We start from the raw sequence: 16,509 nt of genomic DNA on the forward strand, positions 1-16,509 counted from the left end.
ATCATAGAAAAGGCAGGCTGGTAAAGCAGATAAATTAGAATAGTTTACGCGCCATTTCCAGAACATCACTGCGGAAAGGACGTTTCATATTTTCAATAGCGTCTGTAATATCATGATGTACGAGTAGTTCATTTTGTATGCCAACACAACGGCCGCCATATCCCTGCAGCAGTAGTTCAATAGAGTATGCTCCCATCCTTGATGCAATAATACGATCATAAGCGACTGGGTTACCACCACGCTGAATATGGCCCAAAACCGTGGCGCGAGTTTCGCGCCCTGTCTCTTTTTCAATGTACAGCGCAAGTTCAGAGACATGACAAATATACTCTGTTATTGCAATAATCGCATGCTTTTTACCTTTCGCAATGCTAGCATTAATTTCTGATACTAAATCTTCAGGTTTAAATTCTACTTCAGGTAAAATAATAAATTCGCAACCACCTGCGATAGCTGCTGCCATGGTGAGATCACCACAATAACGCCCCATAACTTCTACGATGGAAATACGCTGATGAGATGTAGACGTATCACGCAAACGGTCAATGGCTTCTATCACGGTCTCCAAAGCAGTAAAGTAACCGATGGTGTAATCAGTTCCAGCTACATCATTATCAATAGTGCCAGGTAAGCCTATGCAGGGAAAACCCATTTCAGTTAGGCGTTTGGCGCCCATATAAGAACCATCCCCGCCGATGACTACTAGGGCATCCAAGCCATATTTATTCATATTATCAAGAGCGATAGCCCGTATTGCTGCTTTATGAAAATCAGGGAAACGCGCTGACCCCAGAAAAGTACCGCCACGGTTAATGATATCGGATACACTATAACGATCTAGTTTCTTGATGCGATCTTGACAAAGGCCCAAGTAGCCATCATAGATACCGTAGACCTCTAAGCCTTCCGAAAGCCCAGCCCTCACTACACCCCGGATAGCAGCATTCATCCCAGGGGAATCACCGCCGCTTGTCAGTACACCTATTTTATTAATCATAACAACCTCTTTCTTAATCATAACAACCTCTTAACTTAAAAAACTATTGTGCATCTGTTATAACAGCTATTATCAAATGTGATTCAAGAAAGAAATATGATTCAAAAAAGAAAAGAGATGACATTCTCAGTAGAGTAGTTTGTCCTATCCTAGTATTAAGTAAGGATCTATAAAATTATGATGCTATAGATGTTTCGTTTATCTATCAAGCTTTACAAGCTTTAGATACCATCACCGAATTGAAAACCAGGACTACTAAAAAACTGATCCATCTCTTCTGATGGGCGATCGCTATCTGGTTTACCCACGATTCTAGCCGGTACTCCGGCTGCTGTGGTATGAGGCGGTACAGAACGCAGAACCACCGAACCAGCGCCAATTTTAGCGCCCTTTCCTACTTCAATATTACCTAGTATGGTAGCACCCGCTCCAATCATAACCCCTTCACGAATTTTCGGATGACGATCACCACTTGTTTTACCAGTACCGCCTAATGTTACTGACTGTAGTATCGAAACATCATTTTCGACCACAGCAGTTTCACCAATAACGATGCTTGTGGCGTGGTCAAGCATGATGCCACAGCCAATACGTGCCGCTGGATGAATATCGACACCGAAGGACACCGAAATCTGATTCTGGAAATAAACTGCTAGTGCCTGACGATTTTGGTACCATAGCCAGTGACCGATACGATAGGCCTGCAGCGCATGAACTCCCTTGAGATATAGTAGGGGAGTTGAATATTTATCTACTGCTGGATCACGTAAGCGTACCGCATGGATATCACGTGCGGCAGCAAATATCATTCCTGGATCAGCCCTATAGGCCTCCTCTACAACTTCTCTGATAGCAATTGCTGGCATAATAGGATTAGACAGCTTATTTGCTAGCATATAGCTCAGCGCGCTACCTAAGTTCTCGTGTTTTAATAAGGTAGCATGAAAAAAACTAGCTAGCATGGGTTCACAATCTGCTAGCAATCGTGCCTCAGCTTTGATGCTATTCCATACTAGTTCTAACTGTTTAATAGACATATAGTTTACCTATTAATCGAAAATTAGTTGATATTATAAACTACCTATTTTCTCATCTGTTTGGTCGCGCCCAAGTAGCGTTAATGCAGCATCATGGGCATTTTTATTCTGATATAATACCTGGTATATCTGTTCGGTAATCGGCATCTCTACTCTGTAGCGGGCAGCGAGCTCCAGCACCTCTTTGGTATTACCATAACCCTCAACTACAAAACCAATACTCTTTTGTGCTGTATTAACCTCAGCGCCCTGCCCCAGTAACAAGCCAAAACGTCGGTTACGCGACTGATTATCGGTACAGGTTAATACTAAGTCTCCTAAACCAGCCATACCCATAAAAGTGCTTAGTGCTGCCCCCATAGCAGCACCAAGACGTGACATTTCCGCTAAACCACGGGTTATGAGCGCTGTGCGTGCATTAGCGCCAAAGCCGATACCATCAGAGATACCAGCTCCGATCGCAATAACATTTTTGACCGCGCCTCCTAACTGAACGCCAATTAAATCTAGATTGCTATAAACACGAAAATTTTTCCCGCAATGTAGTAGCTGTTGCAAATCTGTGCGGAAGGTCACATCGGTAGCAGCTAGTGCGATAGCAGTAGGCAATCCAGCAGCAACTTCACGGGCAAAGGTAGGTCCAGATATGACGGCTAGAGGGATATGTCCACCCAGTATATCCCGTGCCACATCTTGCAGTAGGCGTCCTGTTTTGATTTCTAATCCCTTAGTAGCCCAGACAATACGTGCATCGTGACGTAAATGCGGTTTCATTTGCTTTAGTACGCTACCAAATACATGGCTCGGCACCACAATAAGCACGTTACGGCTAGCGGCTAATGCTACTGGTAAAGATGTTTCTAAGTCTAATGTAGGTGGGAATAGTACATCCGGCAAAAAAATATGATTACACCGCGCTACTTTAAGCGCATGGATATGGTCTGGATCATGCCCCCATAATAATACCTTATGACCGTTGCGAGCCAGGGTAATCGCTAGAGCTGTGCCGTAAGAACCGGCACCAATCACAATTATAGAGGTAGCTGCTGACATAACTAGGAGCTTCGCGTCGATGAACTATTTTAGCATTATTCTTTTACTTTTAATCATTAATCTAATCCACCACATGCCTCAAGTGCGTACAAATCATCACAGCCACCGACGTACTTACCATCTATAAAAATTTGCGGTACGGTAGTATAGCCGCTACGCTGAATCATTTCTTCCCGCATATCAATGTTACCATCGATCGTTATCTCCTGGAAAGGTAAGTTCTTACAGGTTAATAATGCCTTAGCACGATGGCAATAGGGACAGGTTAATTTAGTATACATTTCAATTTTAACCATGTGCTTCCTCTTTTATGAGAATGAGTCATTTGCTCCGTATTAGCGGTAAATTATCGGCACACCAGCCGGTTATACCTTCTTTCAACACATAAACTCGTTCAAAGCCGGCTCGATACAGATTTTTAGCATAATTACGGGAAGTTATGCTGCTGTTACCGATTACGACTACTGGTCTATTCTTAGCTTTTTCAATAGATCCTAAGTTGCCGTTTTGGAGACCTGCTTCTGCTAAATTTAAGCTATTAGTAATATGCCCCTGACGATAATCATCCCTACTACGCAAATCAATAATCACAGCATCTTCTTTATTTATTAAGCTGATTACTTCGCCACTGGTAATTTCTCCAACTTTGGAAAACCAACTCTGAAAATAGGAAAATATGACGGCACTTAGTAATACCAACCATGCTAAACTTAGCATAGGATGATCACCTACAAATGGCATAATTTCTTGCATAGCGTGAAGAAACTCCTATTAAAAATAAACAAATCATTTCATTTTACTAACATTAATCATGTTACAACTAATATACGCCAATAGCTAATAACATAGTTCTTTTTCTAAGTTCACTAAATAATTATCTCCATGCGGGAAAAAATATTATTAATATATCGTATTTGCGCTAGTATATTCTGCGCTGGCGCAATTTTATCCCTTATGATTAGTTATGCTAACGACAATAAACAACAGCTTAAAAAGTTGCAACAAGATCTAGTTAAAAAAGAGAAAAGCGTCCAACAGCAGCAACAACAGCGGACTACACTGCTTAGTAAGTTAAAGCAGCAGGAACAATCTATTTGTTACTCCACCAGGGCCTGGCGTAATACTAGGAAGACCTTAAATCTACTTAACCGCGACATTGATCGTCTGAGTCGTTCTATCAGCAAGTTGCAAAGTGATCAGGCAGCACAGCATAAATTACTGGGGCAGCAGCTGGAGACGGTGTTCCGCCAGGGGCAATACGTTTGGTTGCAGTGGGTATTCAGCAATCATGTGGAACGTCAGCGAAGTGAGCGCATTCGGTCCTATTTTCTCTATCTTAATAAAGAGAGAGAAAAAAAAATACAAGATCTCCGCCAAACTAGCGCTAAGCTTACTATGCAAAAAATAGAGCAACAGCAAAAAAAGTATCAACAAAATGCGCTGTTACAACAAGAGGACAAATTACAACGGAAGTTACAGAGTACCCGCTATCATTACCAGAAAACTCTAATAAGTATCAACTCCTCAATAACTGATAATCAGGAAAGCGTAATTAAATGGCGTCAGAATGAGAAGCGACTACGCGATACCATCGCCCGTACGGAACGCAAGGTTAAGATAGAAAATGAAAAACAAGCGAAAAATATACTAGTAGCGCGTACCGACGGTCTAGGTCTACTAGCTAGGAGGCAGGCTATGTGGCCGGTGCGAGGGCACAAGCTACATAGCTTTGGTGAACCACAGCTGGGTGATTTACGCTATAAAGGATTGGTAATAGCGGCGCCGGAAGGTAGCACAGTGCAGGCTATTGCTCACGGCAGAGTTATGATGGCCGACTGGCTACAAGGCTATGGCCTAATGGTTGTTATAGAACATGGTAAAAATTACATGAGTCTTTATGGTTACAACCAGAGTACACTAGTACATGTAGGCGATCAGGTGAAAGCTGGACAAGCTATCGCTTTGGTCGGATCGAGTAATGGTGGTACACCATCGCTTTACTTTGAAATCCGCCGCCAAGGCCAAGCGGTCAACCCCATACCCTGGTTAGGAAGGTAGTTTGTTTAGGCACAGCACCGTACTTTTGTTATTGATCACCGGATACGTACAAGCCGGTCAATTGTCTATTGTTATAGATGATTTTGGTTACCGTCCTGCTACGGAAAAACAGGTGCTGGCAATGCCAGTTAATATATCCATAGCGGTACTACCAGACGCACCTTACGCCCGTAAAATGGCAACGCAAGCCCATCGACAAGGTCGAGAGGTATTAATTCACCTACCAATGGCGCCGCTGAGCAAGCAACCGCTGGAACGTAATACATTGATGCCCTCTATGAGCCGGGATGAGATCGCGCGTATTATTCGCGATGCTATGCATAAGGTACCCTACGCAGTAGGTTTAAATAATCATATGGGTAGCGCTATGACATCTAGCCTCAGTGGTATGCAAAATGTTATGCATGTGCTGAACTACTACTCCTTTTATTTTCTTGATAGTATGACTATTAACAATAGCCAGTCAGTAACAGCCGCAGGTAACAGAGTAAAAGTCATAAAACGTAATGTTTTCCTCGATAATACTAAGAATGAAACAAATATTCGCCTCCAATTCCAGCGCGCGATGGCGCTTGCTCGTCGTAACGGTTCCGCAATCGCTATTGGTCATCCGCATCCAACTACTGTATTAGTATTACAAAAAATGCTTTCTAATCTACCCAGCGATATTATTTTAGTACGCCCTAGCATGCTACTATACTAAAATAAAATAAGATACTATAGTCCCGGCTAGAGTAAAAGAGTTTATGGCCAGCGCGGGCCCGAGTGTTTATGCATAGATTATGCGCCGCACCGGCGAAATTAATTTGAGTAGCACACAGGTTGTCATAGGTGATATTATAGAAGAATTAATGTTGTTATATGGCATCGTAGATCTCACGTTGATTGATGACAGTCTAGTGTCATAGGGGCTGCACACTCTATTTCTGTCCTGTTCTGTTGTGCTACTAACATCGTTTTCTGGTAGGCAAACGAGGGATGCACTTCAGCGCCTGCTGTACTTGCAAGATATAAATTAGTATATGTGTGTCGGTAGTTATGATTATCATCACCCACAACGAGGGATAAGTATGAGTATGACTAAGAAAGCCATCTATCCCGGGACATTTGATCCATTAACGAATGGTCATTTAGATCTAGTTACGCGTGCAGCGCAGATATTCGATGAAGTAATACTAGCTATAGCCGCTAGTCCTAGCAAACAACCCCTATTTGATCTCCATGAACGGGTAGAGTTAGCTATTCAGGTAACCGTGCATTTGCCAAACGTAACGGTACGGGGATTCATCGGTTTGATGGCGCATTTTGCCCGCCAACAGCAGGCTCATATTCTAATCCGTGGGCTAAGAGCAGTAGCAGATTTTGAATATGAGATGCAAATTATGAAAATGAATCGACATTTGATGCCTGGTCTGGAGAGTGTTTTTATGATGCCAGCGGAAACTTGGGCCTATATTTCTTCTACCTTAGTGAAGGAGGTAGCGCTGCACGGCGGTAGCGTAGATCACTTTCTTCCTGCTTTAATTGCAAAAGAGGTTAAGGCACGGTTGTACCCTAATTGACAATGATGTGCTCAGTGTTGGCAATACGTACAAAAGAAGCTGCTACGATTGCCATGTTTAGCAATTTCTATTTGCCTCCCGCATAGTCTACAAGGTTTGCCGCTGCGACCATAGACGTGCAATTCTTGTATAAAAAAACCCGGCTTACCATTTGACTGCAAGAAGTTTCGCAATGTGGTGCCGCCTTGCTGAATAGAGCGCTGTAGTACAACTTTGATACTCTTAGCTAGTATCATCGCTTCCTGTTCATTCAAAGAAGATGAAGCCCGGCCTGGCAAAATACCGGCAACAAATAATGACTCATTGGCATAAATATTACCAATACCAACTACTAGCTTATTGTTCATCAGCAACCGCTTAATGATAGTACGTTTATTACGAGACTGGGTAAACAACCAGTTACCATTAAATTGATCGCTAAGCGGCTCCAGCCCCAAATTAGCCAGTAAACAACTGGTTTGCAAATTTTCGCTCCAAAGCCAGGCACCGAATCTCCGTGGATCAGTATAGCGAATAATACAGCTATTACTCATAATTAAATCAATATGGTCATGTTTTTCTGGCGGCAGCGGTTGGAATAATATTCGAAGCCTACCTGACATACCAAGATGGATCATGATCCAGCCGTTATTCAGCTTTAACAGTAAATACTTAGCCCTGCGTTGTAGACTTAATACCCTACGCTCTTGTATAGAGATAATTTCTTGATCTACTGGCCAGCGTAATTGCTTATTACGTACTTCTACCCGCTTAATAATATGGCCGACCACCCAAGGTTCAATGCCTCGGCGGCTAATTTCTACTTCTGGTAACTCTGGCATCTAAGAATTATCCCTATCACTAGGTTAATGTCTTCGTTTTATTTAATTTTAGCTTCTTTGTAAAGAACATGCTTACGTACGATGGGATCGAATTTTTTTAATTCTATCTTTTCAAGCTTGATACGCTTGTTCTTCGTAGTGGTATAGAAGTGATGGGTACCAGCAGAAGAAACAAGTTTTATCTTTTCGCGAACACCTCTAGCCATGATACAGTTCCTTACCTTAATAATGAATGATTATTACCGCGGACACGGATCGTGGCCAAAACGGTTTCTATGCCCTTTTTATCGATTATACGCATACCTTTAGCGGATATACGTAGCGTGATAAAGCGTTTGTCTTTCTCAATCCAGAAACGATGAGAGTGTAGGTTCGGTAGAAAACGGCGTTTAGTAGCATTCATTGCGTAGGAGCGGTTATTACCGCTTACTGGTCGCTTTCCAGTAACTTCGCAGACTCGGGACATATTGATTCTCCCTACTTTCTTTCTCTAATTGGTATGGAGTATAGCATAACTTTTTTAAGTGTTACTGCTCAAGTATGACATAGAGCTATAGATATCACTCAATGTTTTGAATCTGCTCACGCATCTGTTCAATCAAAACCTTAAGCTCAATTGCTGATGCTGTTACGCTAACGTTAATTGATTTTGATGCTAGAGTATTCGACTCGCGATAAAATTCTTGCATCATAAAGTCAAGACGACGGCCAACTGCATTTTGATTAGTCAGAATATGATATGTTTCTTGAATATGCGCTTCTAGACGCTCTAGTTCTTCCGCAACATCTACTCTTTGGGCTAAAATAACTAACTCTTGCTCTTGACGATGGTTGTCCAACCTAACCTGTGCTTCTTCCAGCTTACCTAATAATTTATTTTTTTGCCACGCTAAGATATCTGGCATTTGCTGACGAACTTTAGTCACCTCAGCGCTGATACCGGCTAAGCGCTGTTCAATAATCGTCTTTAAAGCTATGCCTTCGGTTTCACGAGTACGAATTAAATCATACAGCGTAGCATCAAGACAAGATAGTAATTCAGCGCTCATGGTATCTGTATCTATATCTTGCTCTGTAGCTGCTATTACACCTGGCCAGCCTAGAATCGCTAACGGATCAATCTCTCCTTCGTTACTTTGCATTTTCACCCACTGAGCAGCTTTAATCAGTTTTTTAGTCAATTTCTCGTTCAAGATAAGTACACTTTGCCGGTTAACATTGACACATAGGTTGCACGAAACTTTACCGCGGGTAAGAAAGGTACGGATACGATCACGAATCGTTGGCTCTAGTCTGCGAAATGGTTCTGGCAAGCTGATGTCAGTTTCTAGATAACGTTGATTCACGGAACGTAACTCCCAAGTGGCAGTACCCCAAGTTTTTTTCATGTCACGCCGTGCGAAGGCTGTCATACTACGGATCATAATAATATAATAGCACCAGTTTTTTAATACGCTGTTGCTATTATATATTATAGCACGGTAACCAGACCAGACAAAGCGCCGAAGAAAAAAGGAAAACATAGTCCGTGAAAGAGTATAAGCGTCAATTTATCAAATATGCGTTAAAGACAAAAGTATTAATCTTCGGCGAATTTATGCTTAAATCCGGCCGAATCAGCCCCTATTTTTTTAATGCAGGCCTCTTTAACACAGGTCGGGATCTAGCTTTTTTAGGTAAGGTTTATGCGGCTGCGCTTATGGATACCAGAGTCGATTTTAATCTATTATTCGGACCTGCTTATAAAGGTATCCCAATTGTGATCACAACGGCAGTTGCTTTAGCAGAGCATCATGATCGTAATGTTCGATATTGTTTTAATCGCAAAGAAAAAAAATCTTACGGTGAAGGTGGTATATTAGTAGGGAGCAAGTTGCAGGGAAAAGTCATGCTCGTGGATGATGTAATAACAGCCGGTACCACAATTCGTGAATCTATAGAAATGATCATTAATCATCAGGCGACCCCTACGGGAGTGTTGATTTCTCTCAATCGACAAGAGAAAGGCTATGGCGATATTTCCGCTATTCAAGGAGTAGAGCGGGATTACTCTTGTAGAGTTATTGCTATTATTACTTTAAAGGATTTGATCGATTATCTGGCTAAAAAACAAGATATGGTCGATTATTTTTCTGCTCTATTAAGCTATCAACAGCAATACGGCATTTAGCCTAATAGGCTAAGCTGCTGCTAAGTAAATAGCTAGAGCTTAGGGCTTGCATACCATAGCATAGTAGCATAAATAACATTACTGCCTTCCGGAGTGACCAAAGCCCCTTTGACCCCGCTCGCTGGTACTAGTATTAAAAACTTGGACCAAGTTGAAGTCTGCTTGTACTATCTGCACAAAAATCATCTGAGCCATACGCTCGCGTGGTTCAATAGTGAACGTTTTCTTTCCGCGGTTCCATACAGAAATCATTAGTGGCCCTTGATAGTCAGAATCAATGAGCCCCACTAAATTACCCAGCACGATACCATGCTGATGTCCTAGTCCTGAACGCGGCAAAATCACTCCAGCCAGACTAGCATCTGCAATATGTACAGCTAACCCGGTGGGAATAAGAGTAGTTTCTCCTGGCGCAAGTACCATAGGATTATCGATACACGCGCGCAAATCTAGACCAGCGGACCCAGAAGTCGCATACGTTGGCAACGGAAAGCTATCGCCAATACGGCGGTCTAAGATTTTAATATCTATTTTTTTCATCATAACGACTGATAATTTGGTCAAGTAGTTGTTGAGCAAGTAATGTTTTTTCGCTGAGTGCTAATAGTATTTCACCATCTTGCCAAAAAAGACGTAATGCATTGTTATCGCTGTTGAAGCCCTGGTTGCTACAGGAAACATCGTTAGCGCAAATTAAATCTAGTTTTTTATCGATACACTTTTGCCGTGCGTATTCTTCTATATCTTCTATATTCTGGGTTTCTGCCGCAAATCCGACAACGTAGGGTCGGTTTTCGGTTAGCGCGCCGACTCCTGCAATAATATCAGGATTTTGAGTTAAGGTGATCATCAGGTCATCGCCTTGTTTTTTTATCTTTTCAGTCGAAAATCTGCCAGCGCGGTAATCAGACACCGCTGCACACCCAATAAAAATATGCTGTTGTTGGACAGTGCGCATTACCGTATCCTGCATTTCTAACGCATTAGTTACATCAATACGTTGTACTCCTGGGGGGGTAGGTGTATTTACCGGACCTGCTACTAGGGTGACTTGCGCTCCTCTGGCAGCAGCCGCACTAGCTATGGCGAAGCCCATTTTCCCCGAACTATGATTGCTGATAAAACGCACAGGATCCAGCTCTTCGTGGGTCGGACCTGCAGTTATCATAATGCTTAGATGGTTCAGGGAACTTGCAGCTATAAAATAGCCGCGCGCCCGCTCAACTAGTACCAGCACATCTAACATCCGACCGAGGCCGATATCACCGCAGGCCTGACTACCACTATCTGGTCCCCAGAGTAGTACGCCCCTATTGTGTAAAGTAATTAGGTTGGCTTGCGTAGCAGCTGCCCGGTACATTTGCTCGTTCATTGCTGGCACGGCGGCGATGGTAGCTTGAGTTGCTAAACAAAGGGTACTAAGTAGATCATTGGCTAAGCCTGCGGCAAGACGTGCAAGTAGGTCGGCAGTTGCGGGAGCTAATAGTACTAAATCTGCCCATTGGGCTAGTTCAATATGACCCATAGCAGCTTGAGCTGACTGATCTAGCATATCATCGGCCACATAATTACCAGAGACCGCTTGCAAACTTAACGGTGTAATAAACTCTTTTGCCGCAGAAGTCATTACTACGCGTACTTCAGCTCCCCATTCACGTAAACGGCGCACTAGTTCAGGGGCCTTGTAAGCGGCGATGCTTCCTCCTACGCCTAGTATAATATGTTTACTGGTTAGTCCAGTCATATATCTTAATGCGAAATAAATTAATAATAGTTATAAACATTTTACTATTTACCATAATAAGAGGTCGTGAAAAGTTTTAGGTGTCGGCTGGAGTATGAGTTCGCTAGCAGGCGAACTAAAGAAAATACTGGTCGGCGAGAGAGGATTTGAACCTCCGACCTACTGGTCCCAAACCAGTTGCGCTACCAAGCTGCGCTACTCGCCGATGAAATACACAAAATAATCAATCAAATGCCAAATAATAGATGCTTATGGTTGGTGCGAAGAGAGGGACTTGAACCCTCACGTCTATGATAAGACACTAGCACCTGAAGCTAGCGCGTCTACCAATTCCGCCATCTTCGCATACCAATTATGGGGTGACTGATGGGACTCGAACCCACGACAACTGGAATCACAATCCAGGGCTCTACCAACTGAGCTACAATCACCAATGATAACTTTTACTATGAAGTGGTACGCCCGACAGGATTTGAACCTGAGACCTCTGCCTCCGGAGGGCAGCGCTCTATCCAAGCTGAGCTACGGGCGCGTAGCGCCTTTGCTGCCGGTGGGGTTGGGATAATACTAATTTATAAGCTCGCTGTCTAGTGCTTTTAAAAAAAGATTAGTTACCACATGCTAAAACTACTCTCTACCCTTAAACCCTTAAACTTAAATACGTCCGCTGATATGATAGCTAAGATAACGCAAAAGTTTAATATGACGTTGTAAACGTGAAGGCTGGATCAACAAACGATAGAGCCACTCTAGACCTAGGTTTTGCCACGCTGTAGGCGCCCGCTTTACATAACCAGTAAATACGTCGTAGGTACCGCCCACACCCATATACAGCGCACGAGGATAAAAATTTTGGCATTCCCGTATCCATATCTCCTGGCGCGGAGATCCCATGGCTACGGTGATAATAGCTGCTTCGCTAGCGCGGATATGTTCGAATAAAGCAGGCTGTGCATCAGTAGTAAAATATCCGTGTTGCCGGCCGACAATCAATACCTGCCAACGTGCACGTAATTGCGCTTCGGTCTTCATCAGAACTTCTGGCCGGGCACCTACCAGAAAAACTGGCATTTTTTCCCTACCTGCACGCGCCATAAGATCTTCCCATAAATCCACTCCTGCGATACGGTTGACTTCTGCGCGCAGATATTTGCTGCGGATGGAGCGAACGATACTTATGCCATCAGCATACTTATATTCCATATTGTCTAGTAAGCACTTCAGTGCCTTATCCCGCTCTATGCTCACTATTTTCTCAGCGTTGATCGCTACTAGCGATCCGGTTTTGAGCCTACCATCTGCAAATAAATAATCTATTAATTCCGCCCTATCACGAAAACCACAGAGAGTAATATCGCGAATTTTATAATATGATACTTGATTATTTTCCATTAAATTAATCCTTAATGTTGTAGCCAGCGGGTGCTAAGTCGGAGCATATTTGCTAGCTGGAACAACAGGAATAACAATTTTGCCATAAACAAACAGATTCCAAATATCAGGCAGAAAAAAACTAACCGCGAGAAAAAAGCGTCGAGCCCCTCGCGCGCCAGTACAATCATGTGAAACACAGTGCCAAAACAAAAGGTCTGTAGTAGTGATGCATGATAGCGATTACCGGCTAACTTCCCGTATTTATACACTATATCAAAACCCTTGACGATGAACCCTACGACAATGGCTCCCAAAGGAATAAAAGATACGCCACCCATTACTACTAGCGAGCCAATCAGCGTAGGAGAAATTGCCAGTCCCGAATAATTATTCAAAATTTGCCAGGTAAAGTAATTAGCTGTATTAAGTACTAAGGATGGTTTTTCCGGCCATAGCCATTTGGGAATAAAAACATAAAAATCACGTACGATGGGTGTAAATCCCTGGAAGTCTATATGCTGATAGTTCTGTAATAACAATGCTAGATTTTCCCACGGTGAAAAGGTATCGCGCGTCAGATAAAGAAAAGTATAGAAAGCCTCGGTGCCATTTATATTTAGGCTATAGCGTTTGAGCGCTAGCAAAAACATTGCGGTAACAGCAATGAGGCCTGCTAAGACCAGTATCCACCGATTAATCCAGCAACGCTGAAGACCAATCAACAGGAATAAGGTAAAGGCAACAATAATGTTAGCGCGAGTGCCTCCCATAACCATATAAGTGAAGATGCCGAAAACTATGGTACTAACGAGGAACCATAGCCAATTACGTCGTGTAGGATTAAGAAAATAAGTCAGTAGCTGTGCTAGGATAAAGAAATAAAAAAATCTCTTGAGTACCACATCAGAAACTTCGCTGGAAAAGATTTGACTATAGGCGTGCAGACGGAATAATAGAAAACCGTTATGGATAAAAAAAACAATTAAAGTCCCAAGAGAGATAAGTAAGAGTAATAAATACAGCAAACGAATTTCGGTGTGGTTAACACTAAGCCAAGATAGTCGTACAAACTTGGGTGATGGCGGCCTGAAAAAACTTATTTTATAACTAATATAATAGATTTCGTAAAATACAGTCGATGCCAGCAAAGCATCCAGCAAGTATTCCACAGGCATAACTTTTACACCGTAACAGAAAACAAGCACCCAAGTAAATGGGAAGCCCAGATAAAATATTATCAGGTATAACGTAGAAAAAACAATATTAAAATTGAAGCGTACCAGGTGGAATTCACGGTAAATAAACAGTAGGATAAACAGCAACGATAGTAGATAGAATCCAAGTAGACCACTAAACTGGTATAGAGTCATACTCTTGCCCCTAAGGCAATGGGCAGGGCCTGTCGCCAGCCTTTTAAAATATTCGGATAAAAAAATTCTAACTGCCCAGGATCTAGTGCCAGCAACAGATGCTGCGCGTTGCGTAGCACCTTCACAGACAGCAAATCACTGTCAAAAAGTACCGGGACCTGCTGTTCGACTAAATCTTGCCAGAAAGGATTTTCTTTACTCAGTACAAAGGGCAAGCCCAGCTGAATAAGTAGACACAGGGTACCAATGCCCTGCTGCCGCTGAAAAATAAAATAACCAGCGTCACAGTCACACAGCAAAGTAAGATAATCGTTAAATGCGAGCGGTTCGGGGAGTAAGTGCAGATTTGCATCTGGAAAATATCGCTTTCCCTCTACCCGTACCTTAGCAATATAATCCTCGTTACTAGACGGATAACCCATTGGTAGTACCACACGTATACTAGATCCGAACTGGCGGTGAATAGCGCGCAGCGCCTCAATATGACGGTTAGATGGATCGCCGGAGTTTCCTACAAGCAACGTAAAAGGACGACTTGTATCACAAGCTTGCCTCATTTGCTCAAGTCCATCACCCAGAAGAGTAGGAAAATATAGTAGTGACGCTGGTACCGACGGATGACGCTGACGATAAAAAGACAAATCGCCGCGTGTTGAAAATAGATGACCAATGCGCCCCTGGGCGCGTCTGCGTAAGATATAGAATAGCTGATGACGCAGCAGTGGTGAATCCTCATATAGATCTGCACCCCAAACATGCCAGCTGACGTGCGAGGGTTTCATTTTTCCCATTAGTAATGCAAGCCATAGCGCATAATTAAATTGACCGTGCAAGAAATAATATTCCTCTGGATTTGCTGCAGCCTGGCTAACCAGCGCCTTACTAAGAGAATATTTACTATGAAATTGCTCGATATCTAGCCTAGGGTAGGTGGCGAACCTAGTGCTATCGCTAGCTACGACCATAAATCGCCGGCTTTGAGCCGGAGGACAGATATCAGCCAGTATATCATTGAAGAATCTTAGCACCGTGAAATTATGATGTGGAATATCAGATCCAAGAATATGTATCAAATAACTCATTTTATCCTGATATAAAGTAGGAAAAGTGCTACACATAATATAAAATAGACCAGATAGGTAGCCAGATAAGCTTGAATCGCACCCAGTGTTCCATAACACGGGATCAACCATTGGGAGAAGCCCGTTAGTAGCGTAAACTGACTTAGTTCCGCCAAAATATAAAGGCGTAGCGATACACGAGCCACCACAAGATAGCCGAATACATAGGCACCGACCTTAAGTACATCACCCATTAATTGCCAGAATAAAAGGCTGTTTATAGCTAAAAATTGCGATGATAATAGCAGGTTAATTAATTCTTCACGTAGTAGCCAAACGGTTAAGCTTAACATGGTAGCTGTAGAGAGAACAAACGTCAGTGAACGGCTAATTTCCTGTGCTACCGCACGTTTATCGTTCAGCTGGGCAAGAGTTGGCAGCAAATAAATAGTAAATGAGGCCGTTATAAACTGCAAATATGCATCGGAGATACTGCTGACACCCTGCCAAATTCCTACGGCTTCCCAACCATAGTGGTAAGCAAGTAATTGACGCATCACTAAATAAGCTACAGGCATCGTAATTGCAGTCATTAGCGCCATAATAGTAAACTTACTTAGCTGTTTTGCATAGCCACTATGCCAGATCGGTTGCAGGAATGTAAGTGGTAGTCGGCGGCTTAGGATAACTAGTACCGGCAGCAGTGTCATCGTAGGCATCAGCGCTAGTCCTAATAGCGATCCTTGATAACCCCCTATTTGATAGCCAAGGAGAAAAGTAGTTACCCCCAAAATATTCCCGCAGCTAATAGCCAGTGCATTACCAGCTAGATCACGATAACCTTGCAGTACTGCTAGCCCCAAATTAGCATAGGCAATACCAAGCTGGATAAAAGCCAAAAAAATAATTAGATTACGAAAGCGATCGTGGCCAAAAAACGCAATGCTTAAGGGTCTTGCAGTTAACACACAAAACAACATCAAAAGTAAAGAGAACCCAAGTACTATTGATGATCCCGTACCCACAACTGCCCGAAGGCGTTGTTGCTGGCTATTTTCAGCAACTAATTTAGTAATACCATTAAATATTCCCGCACCAGAGAGCACACCCAGCATCGTTACTAATTGGCGGAAGCTACTAGCTTGTCCTAAACCAGATGGTCCGAAATTCAACGCTAAAACTTTAACCATCAGCAGGCCGGCCCCAATTTTTATTAGTGTCGATAAGGCAGTCCAGATTGATACTTTTAGTAACAGTAACAT

At 42.8% G+C, this 16,509-nt stretch carries 18 protein-coding genes, 4 tRNA genes and 2 pseudogenes; 5 read left to right on the plus strand and 19 right to left on the minus strand.

Translation table 11 applies throughout. From position 1 onward, the window contains the following. Positions 1–34: 34 nt before the first annotated feature. The 5 genes from pfkA to IM45_RS00965 all read right to left on the minus strand — a co-directional run bounded on the left by pfkA (position 35) and on the right by IM45_RS00965 (position 3,840). The gene (pfkA, locus tag IM45_RS00945) at positions 35–997 is read right to left on the minus strand and encodes a 6-phosphofructokinase (RefSeq protein WP_038499487.1); all 963 of its coding nucleotides are present in this window, start codon (positions 995–997) and stop codon (positions 35–37) included. A gap of 221 nt (positions 998–1,218) precedes the next feature. Next, positions 1,219–2,034 carry a serine O-acetyltransferase gene (cysE, locus tag IM45_RS00950; RefSeq protein WP_038498107.1) on the minus strand — a complete coding sequence of 272 codons (816 nt, stop codon included), beginning with the start codon at positions 2,032–2,034 and terminating at the stop codon, positions 1,219–1,221. Positions 2,035–2,067: 33 nt separating this feature from the next. Beyond that, on the minus strand, positions 2,068–3,087 hold the full coding sequence (gene gpsA / locus IM45_RS00955) for an NAD(P)H-dependent glycerol-3-phosphate dehydrogenase (protein ID WP_038498110.1): 1,020 nt from the start codon (positions 3,085–3,087) through the stop codon (positions 2,068–2,070). Between the two features lie 56 nt (positions 3,088–3,143). Beyond that, positions 3,144–3,383, minus strand: coding sequence for a glutaredoxin 3 (grxC, locus tag IM45_RS00960; RefSeq protein ID WP_038498113.1), 240 nt, complete (start codon positions 3,381–3,383; stop codon positions 3,144–3,146). Between the two features lie 25 nt (positions 3,384–3,408). After that, positions 3,409–3,840, minus strand: coding sequence for a rhodanese-like domain-containing protein (locus IM45_RS00965; protein WP_038498117.1), 432 nt, complete (start codon positions 3,838–3,840; stop codon positions 3,409–3,411). Between the two features lie 201 nt (positions 3,841–4,041). Between IM45_RS00965 and IM45_RS00970 the strand changes: the two genes are divergently transcribed. From IM45_RS00970 to coaD, 4 genes and pseudogenes are all read left to right on the plus strand, one after another. Further along, positions 4,042–5,145, plus strand: coding sequence for a peptidoglycan DD-metalloendopeptidase family protein (locus IM45_RS00970; protein ID WP_260086544.1), 1,104 nt, complete (start codon positions 4,042–4,044; stop codon positions 5,143–5,145). A gap of 1 nt (position 5,146) precedes the next feature. Further along, positions 5,147–5,842, plus strand: a pseudogene (locus IM45_RS00975) (divergent polysaccharide deacetylase family protein); the annotation flags it as partial. Positions 5,843–5,927: 85 nt separating this feature from the next. Beyond that, positions 5,928–6,047, plus strand: a pseudogene (locus IM45_RS03810) (hypothetical protein); the annotation flags it as partial. A 174-nt stretch (positions 6,048–6,221) separates the two neighbouring features. Continuing rightward, positions 6,222–6,707 (plus strand): pantetheine-phosphate adenylyltransferase, encoded by a 486-nt coding sequence (gene coaD, locus IM45_RS00980; protein WP_038499494.1) that lies wholly within the window; start codon positions 6,222–6,224, stop codon positions 6,705–6,707. Between the two features lie 11 nt (positions 6,708–6,718). Here coaD and mutM read toward each other — a convergent pair whose 3' ends face one another. The 4 genes from mutM to IM45_RS01000 all read right to left on the minus strand — a co-directional run bounded on the left by mutM (position 6,719) and on the right by IM45_RS01000 (position 8,952). Further along, positions 6,719–7,528, minus strand: a complete 810-nt coding sequence (gene mutM / locus IM45_RS00985; RefSeq protein ID WP_038498120.1) for a bifunctional DNA-formamidopyrimidine glycosylase/DNA-(apurinic or apyrimidinic site) lyase — start codon at positions 7,526–7,528, stop codon at positions 6,719–6,721. Positions 7,529–7,566: 38 nt separating this feature from the next. Continuing rightward, the gene (rpmG, locus tag IM45_RS00990) at positions 7,567–7,734 is read right to left on the minus strand and encodes a 50S ribosomal protein L33 (protein ID WP_038498123.1); all 168 of its coding nucleotides are present in this window, start codon (positions 7,732–7,734) and stop codon (positions 7,567–7,569) included. An 11-nt stretch (positions 7,735–7,745) separates the two neighbouring features. Next, entirely contained in the window at positions 7,746–7,994 is a 249-nt protein-coding gene (rpmB, locus tag IM45_RS00995; protein ID WP_038498126.1) for a 50S ribosomal protein L28, read from the minus strand. A gap of 94 nt (positions 7,995–8,088) precedes the next feature. Then, complete coding sequence (locus IM45_RS01000) at positions 8,089–8,952, minus strand: YicC/YloC family endoribonuclease (protein WP_038499497.1); 864 nt, start codon at positions 8,950–8,952, stop codon at positions 8,089–8,091. Positions 8,953–9,056: 104 nt separating this feature from the next. On the opposite strand from IM45_RS01000, the gene pyrE reads away from it, so the two are divergent. Further along, entirely contained in the window at positions 9,057–9,698 is a 642-nt protein-coding gene (pyrE, locus tag IM45_RS01005; protein ID WP_038498128.1) for an orotate phosphoribosyltransferase, read from the plus strand. 78 nt (positions 9,699–9,776) lie between these two features. On the opposite strand, the gene dut is transcribed toward pyrE, so the two are convergent. From dut to wzxE, 10 genes are all read right to left on the minus strand, one after another. Beyond that, positions 9,777–10,241, minus strand: coding sequence for a dUTP diphosphatase (dut, locus tag IM45_RS01010; RefSeq protein WP_038498131.1), 465 nt, complete (start codon positions 10,239–10,241; stop codon positions 9,777–9,779). Further along, entirely contained in the window at positions 10,219–11,442 is a 1,224-nt protein-coding gene (gene coaBC / locus IM45_RS01015) for a bifunctional phosphopantothenoylcysteine decarboxylase/phosphopantothenate--cysteine ligase CoaBC (RefSeq protein WP_038498134.1), read from the minus strand. The genes dut and coaBC overlap by 23 nt, the downstream gene beginning before the upstream one ends. Before the next feature lie 128 nt (positions 11,443–11,570). After that, positions 11,571–11,647 (minus strand) — tRNA-Pro (locus tag IM45_RS01020). 51 nt (positions 11,648–11,698) lie between these two features. After that, positions 11,699–11,787 (minus strand) — tRNA-Leu (locus IM45_RS01025). Between the two features lie 10 nt (positions 11,788–11,797). Then, positions 11,798–11,873, minus strand: a tRNA-His gene (locus tag IM45_RS01030). A gap of 23 nt (positions 11,874–11,896) precedes the next feature. Beyond that, positions 11,897–11,974 (minus strand) — tRNA-Arg (locus IM45_RS01035). Positions 11,975–12,096: 122 nt separating this feature from the next. Beyond that, positions 12,097–12,834, minus strand: coding sequence for a lipopolysaccharide N-acetylmannosaminouronosyltransferase (gene wecG, locus IM45_RS01040; protein WP_038498137.1), 738 nt, complete (start codon positions 12,832–12,834; stop codon positions 12,097–12,099). A gap of 11 nt (positions 12,835–12,845) precedes the next feature. Beyond that, the gene (gene wzyE / locus IM45_RS01045; RefSeq protein ID WP_038498140.1) at positions 12,846–14,186 is read right to left on the minus strand and encodes an ECA oligosaccharide polymerase; all 1,341 of its coding nucleotides are present in this window, start codon (positions 14,184–14,186) and stop codon (positions 12,846–12,848) included. After that, a complete protein-coding gene (locus IM45_RS01050) occupies positions 14,183–15,268 on the minus strand; it encodes a TDP-N-acetylfucosamine:lipid II N-acetylfucosaminyltransferase (RefSeq protein WP_038498143.1) in 1,086 nt (361 codons plus the stop codon). Before IM45_RS01050 ends, wzyE begins: the two co-directional genes overlap by 4 nt. Next, the gene (gene wzxE, locus IM45_RS01055; RefSeq protein WP_038498146.1) at positions 15,265–16,509 is read right to left on the minus strand and encodes a lipid III flippase WzxE; all 1,245 of its coding nucleotides are present in this window, start codon (positions 16,507–16,509) and stop codon (positions 15,265–15,267) included. Before wzxE ends, IM45_RS01050 begins: the two co-directional genes overlap by 4 nt.

The sequence above is a fragment of the Candidatus Palibaumannia cicadellinicola genome (assembly GCF_000754265.1).
GTDB classification, from domain to species: Bacteria; Pseudomonadota; Gammaproteobacteria; order Enterobacterales; family Enterobacteriaceae; genus Baumannia; species Baumannia cicadellinicola_B.

What these genes read in the sequence shown, in the direction of transcription:
- pfkA (WP_038499487.1), bottom strand. Translation starts at nt 997, where the DNA reads ATGATTAATAAAATAGGTGTACTGACAAGCGGCGGTGATTCCCCTGGG.
- cysE (WP_038498107.1), bottom strand. Translation starts at nt 2,034, where the DNA reads ATGTCTATTAAACAGTTAGAACTAGTATGGAATAGCATCAAAGCTGAG.
- gpsA (WP_038498110.1), bottom strand. Translation starts at nt 3,087, where the DNA reads ATGTCAGCAGCTACCTCTATAATTGTGATTGGTGCCGGTTCTTACGGC.
- grxC (WP_038498113.1), bottom strand. Translation starts at nt 3,383, where the DNA reads ATGGTTAAAATTGAAATGTATACTAAATTAACCTGTCCCTATTGCCAT.
- IM45_RS00965 (WP_038498117.1), bottom strand. Translation starts at nt 3,840, where the DNA reads ATGCAAGAAATTATGCCATTTGTAGGTGATCATCCTATGCTAAGTTTA.
- IM45_RS00970 (WP_260086544.1), top strand. Translation starts at nt 4,042, where the DNA reads ATGATTAGTTATGCTAACGACAATAAACAACAGCTTAAAAAGTTGCAA.
- coaD (WP_038499494.1), top strand. Translation starts at nt 6,222, where the DNA reads ATGACTAAGAAAGCCATCTATCCCGGGACATTTGATCCATTAACGAAT.
- mutM (WP_038498120.1), bottom strand. Translation starts at nt 7,528, where the DNA reads ATGCCAGAGTTACCAGAAGTAGAAATTAGCCGCCGAGGCATTGAACCT.
- rpmG (WP_038498123.1), bottom strand. Translation starts at nt 7,734, where the DNA reads ATGGCTAGAGGTGTTCGCGAAAAGATAAAACTTGTTTCTTCTGCTGGT.
- rpmB (WP_038498126.1), bottom strand. Translation starts at nt 7,994, where the DNA reads ATGTCCCGAGTCTGCGAAGTTACTGGAAAGCGACCAGTAAGCGGTAAT.
- IM45_RS01000 (WP_038499497.1), bottom strand. Translation starts at nt 8,952, where the DNA reads ATGATCCGTAGTATGACAGCCTTCGCACGGCGTGACATGAAAAAAACT.
- dut (WP_038498131.1), bottom strand. Translation starts at nt 10,241, where the DNA reads ATGATGAAAAAAATAGATATTAAAATCTTAGACCGCCGTATTGGCGAT.
- coaBC (WP_038498134.1), bottom strand. Translation starts at nt 11,442, where the DNA reads ATGACTGGACTAACCAGTAAACATATTATACTAGGCGTAGGAGGAAGC.
- wecG (WP_038498137.1), bottom strand. Translation starts at nt 12,834, where the DNA reads ATGGAAAATAATCAAGTATCATATTATAAAATTCGCGATATTACTCTC.
- wzyE (WP_038498140.1), bottom strand. Translation starts at nt 14,186, where the DNA reads ATGACTCTATACCAGTTTAGTGGTCTACTTGGATTCTATCTACTATCG.
- IM45_RS01050 (WP_038498143.1), bottom strand. Translation starts at nt 15,268, where the DNA reads ATGAGTTATTTGATACATATTCTTGGATCTGATATTCCACATCATAAT.
- wzxE (WP_038498146.1), bottom strand. Translation starts at nt 16,509, where the DNA reads ATGTTACTGTTACTAAAAGTATCAATCTGGACTGCCTTATCGACACTA.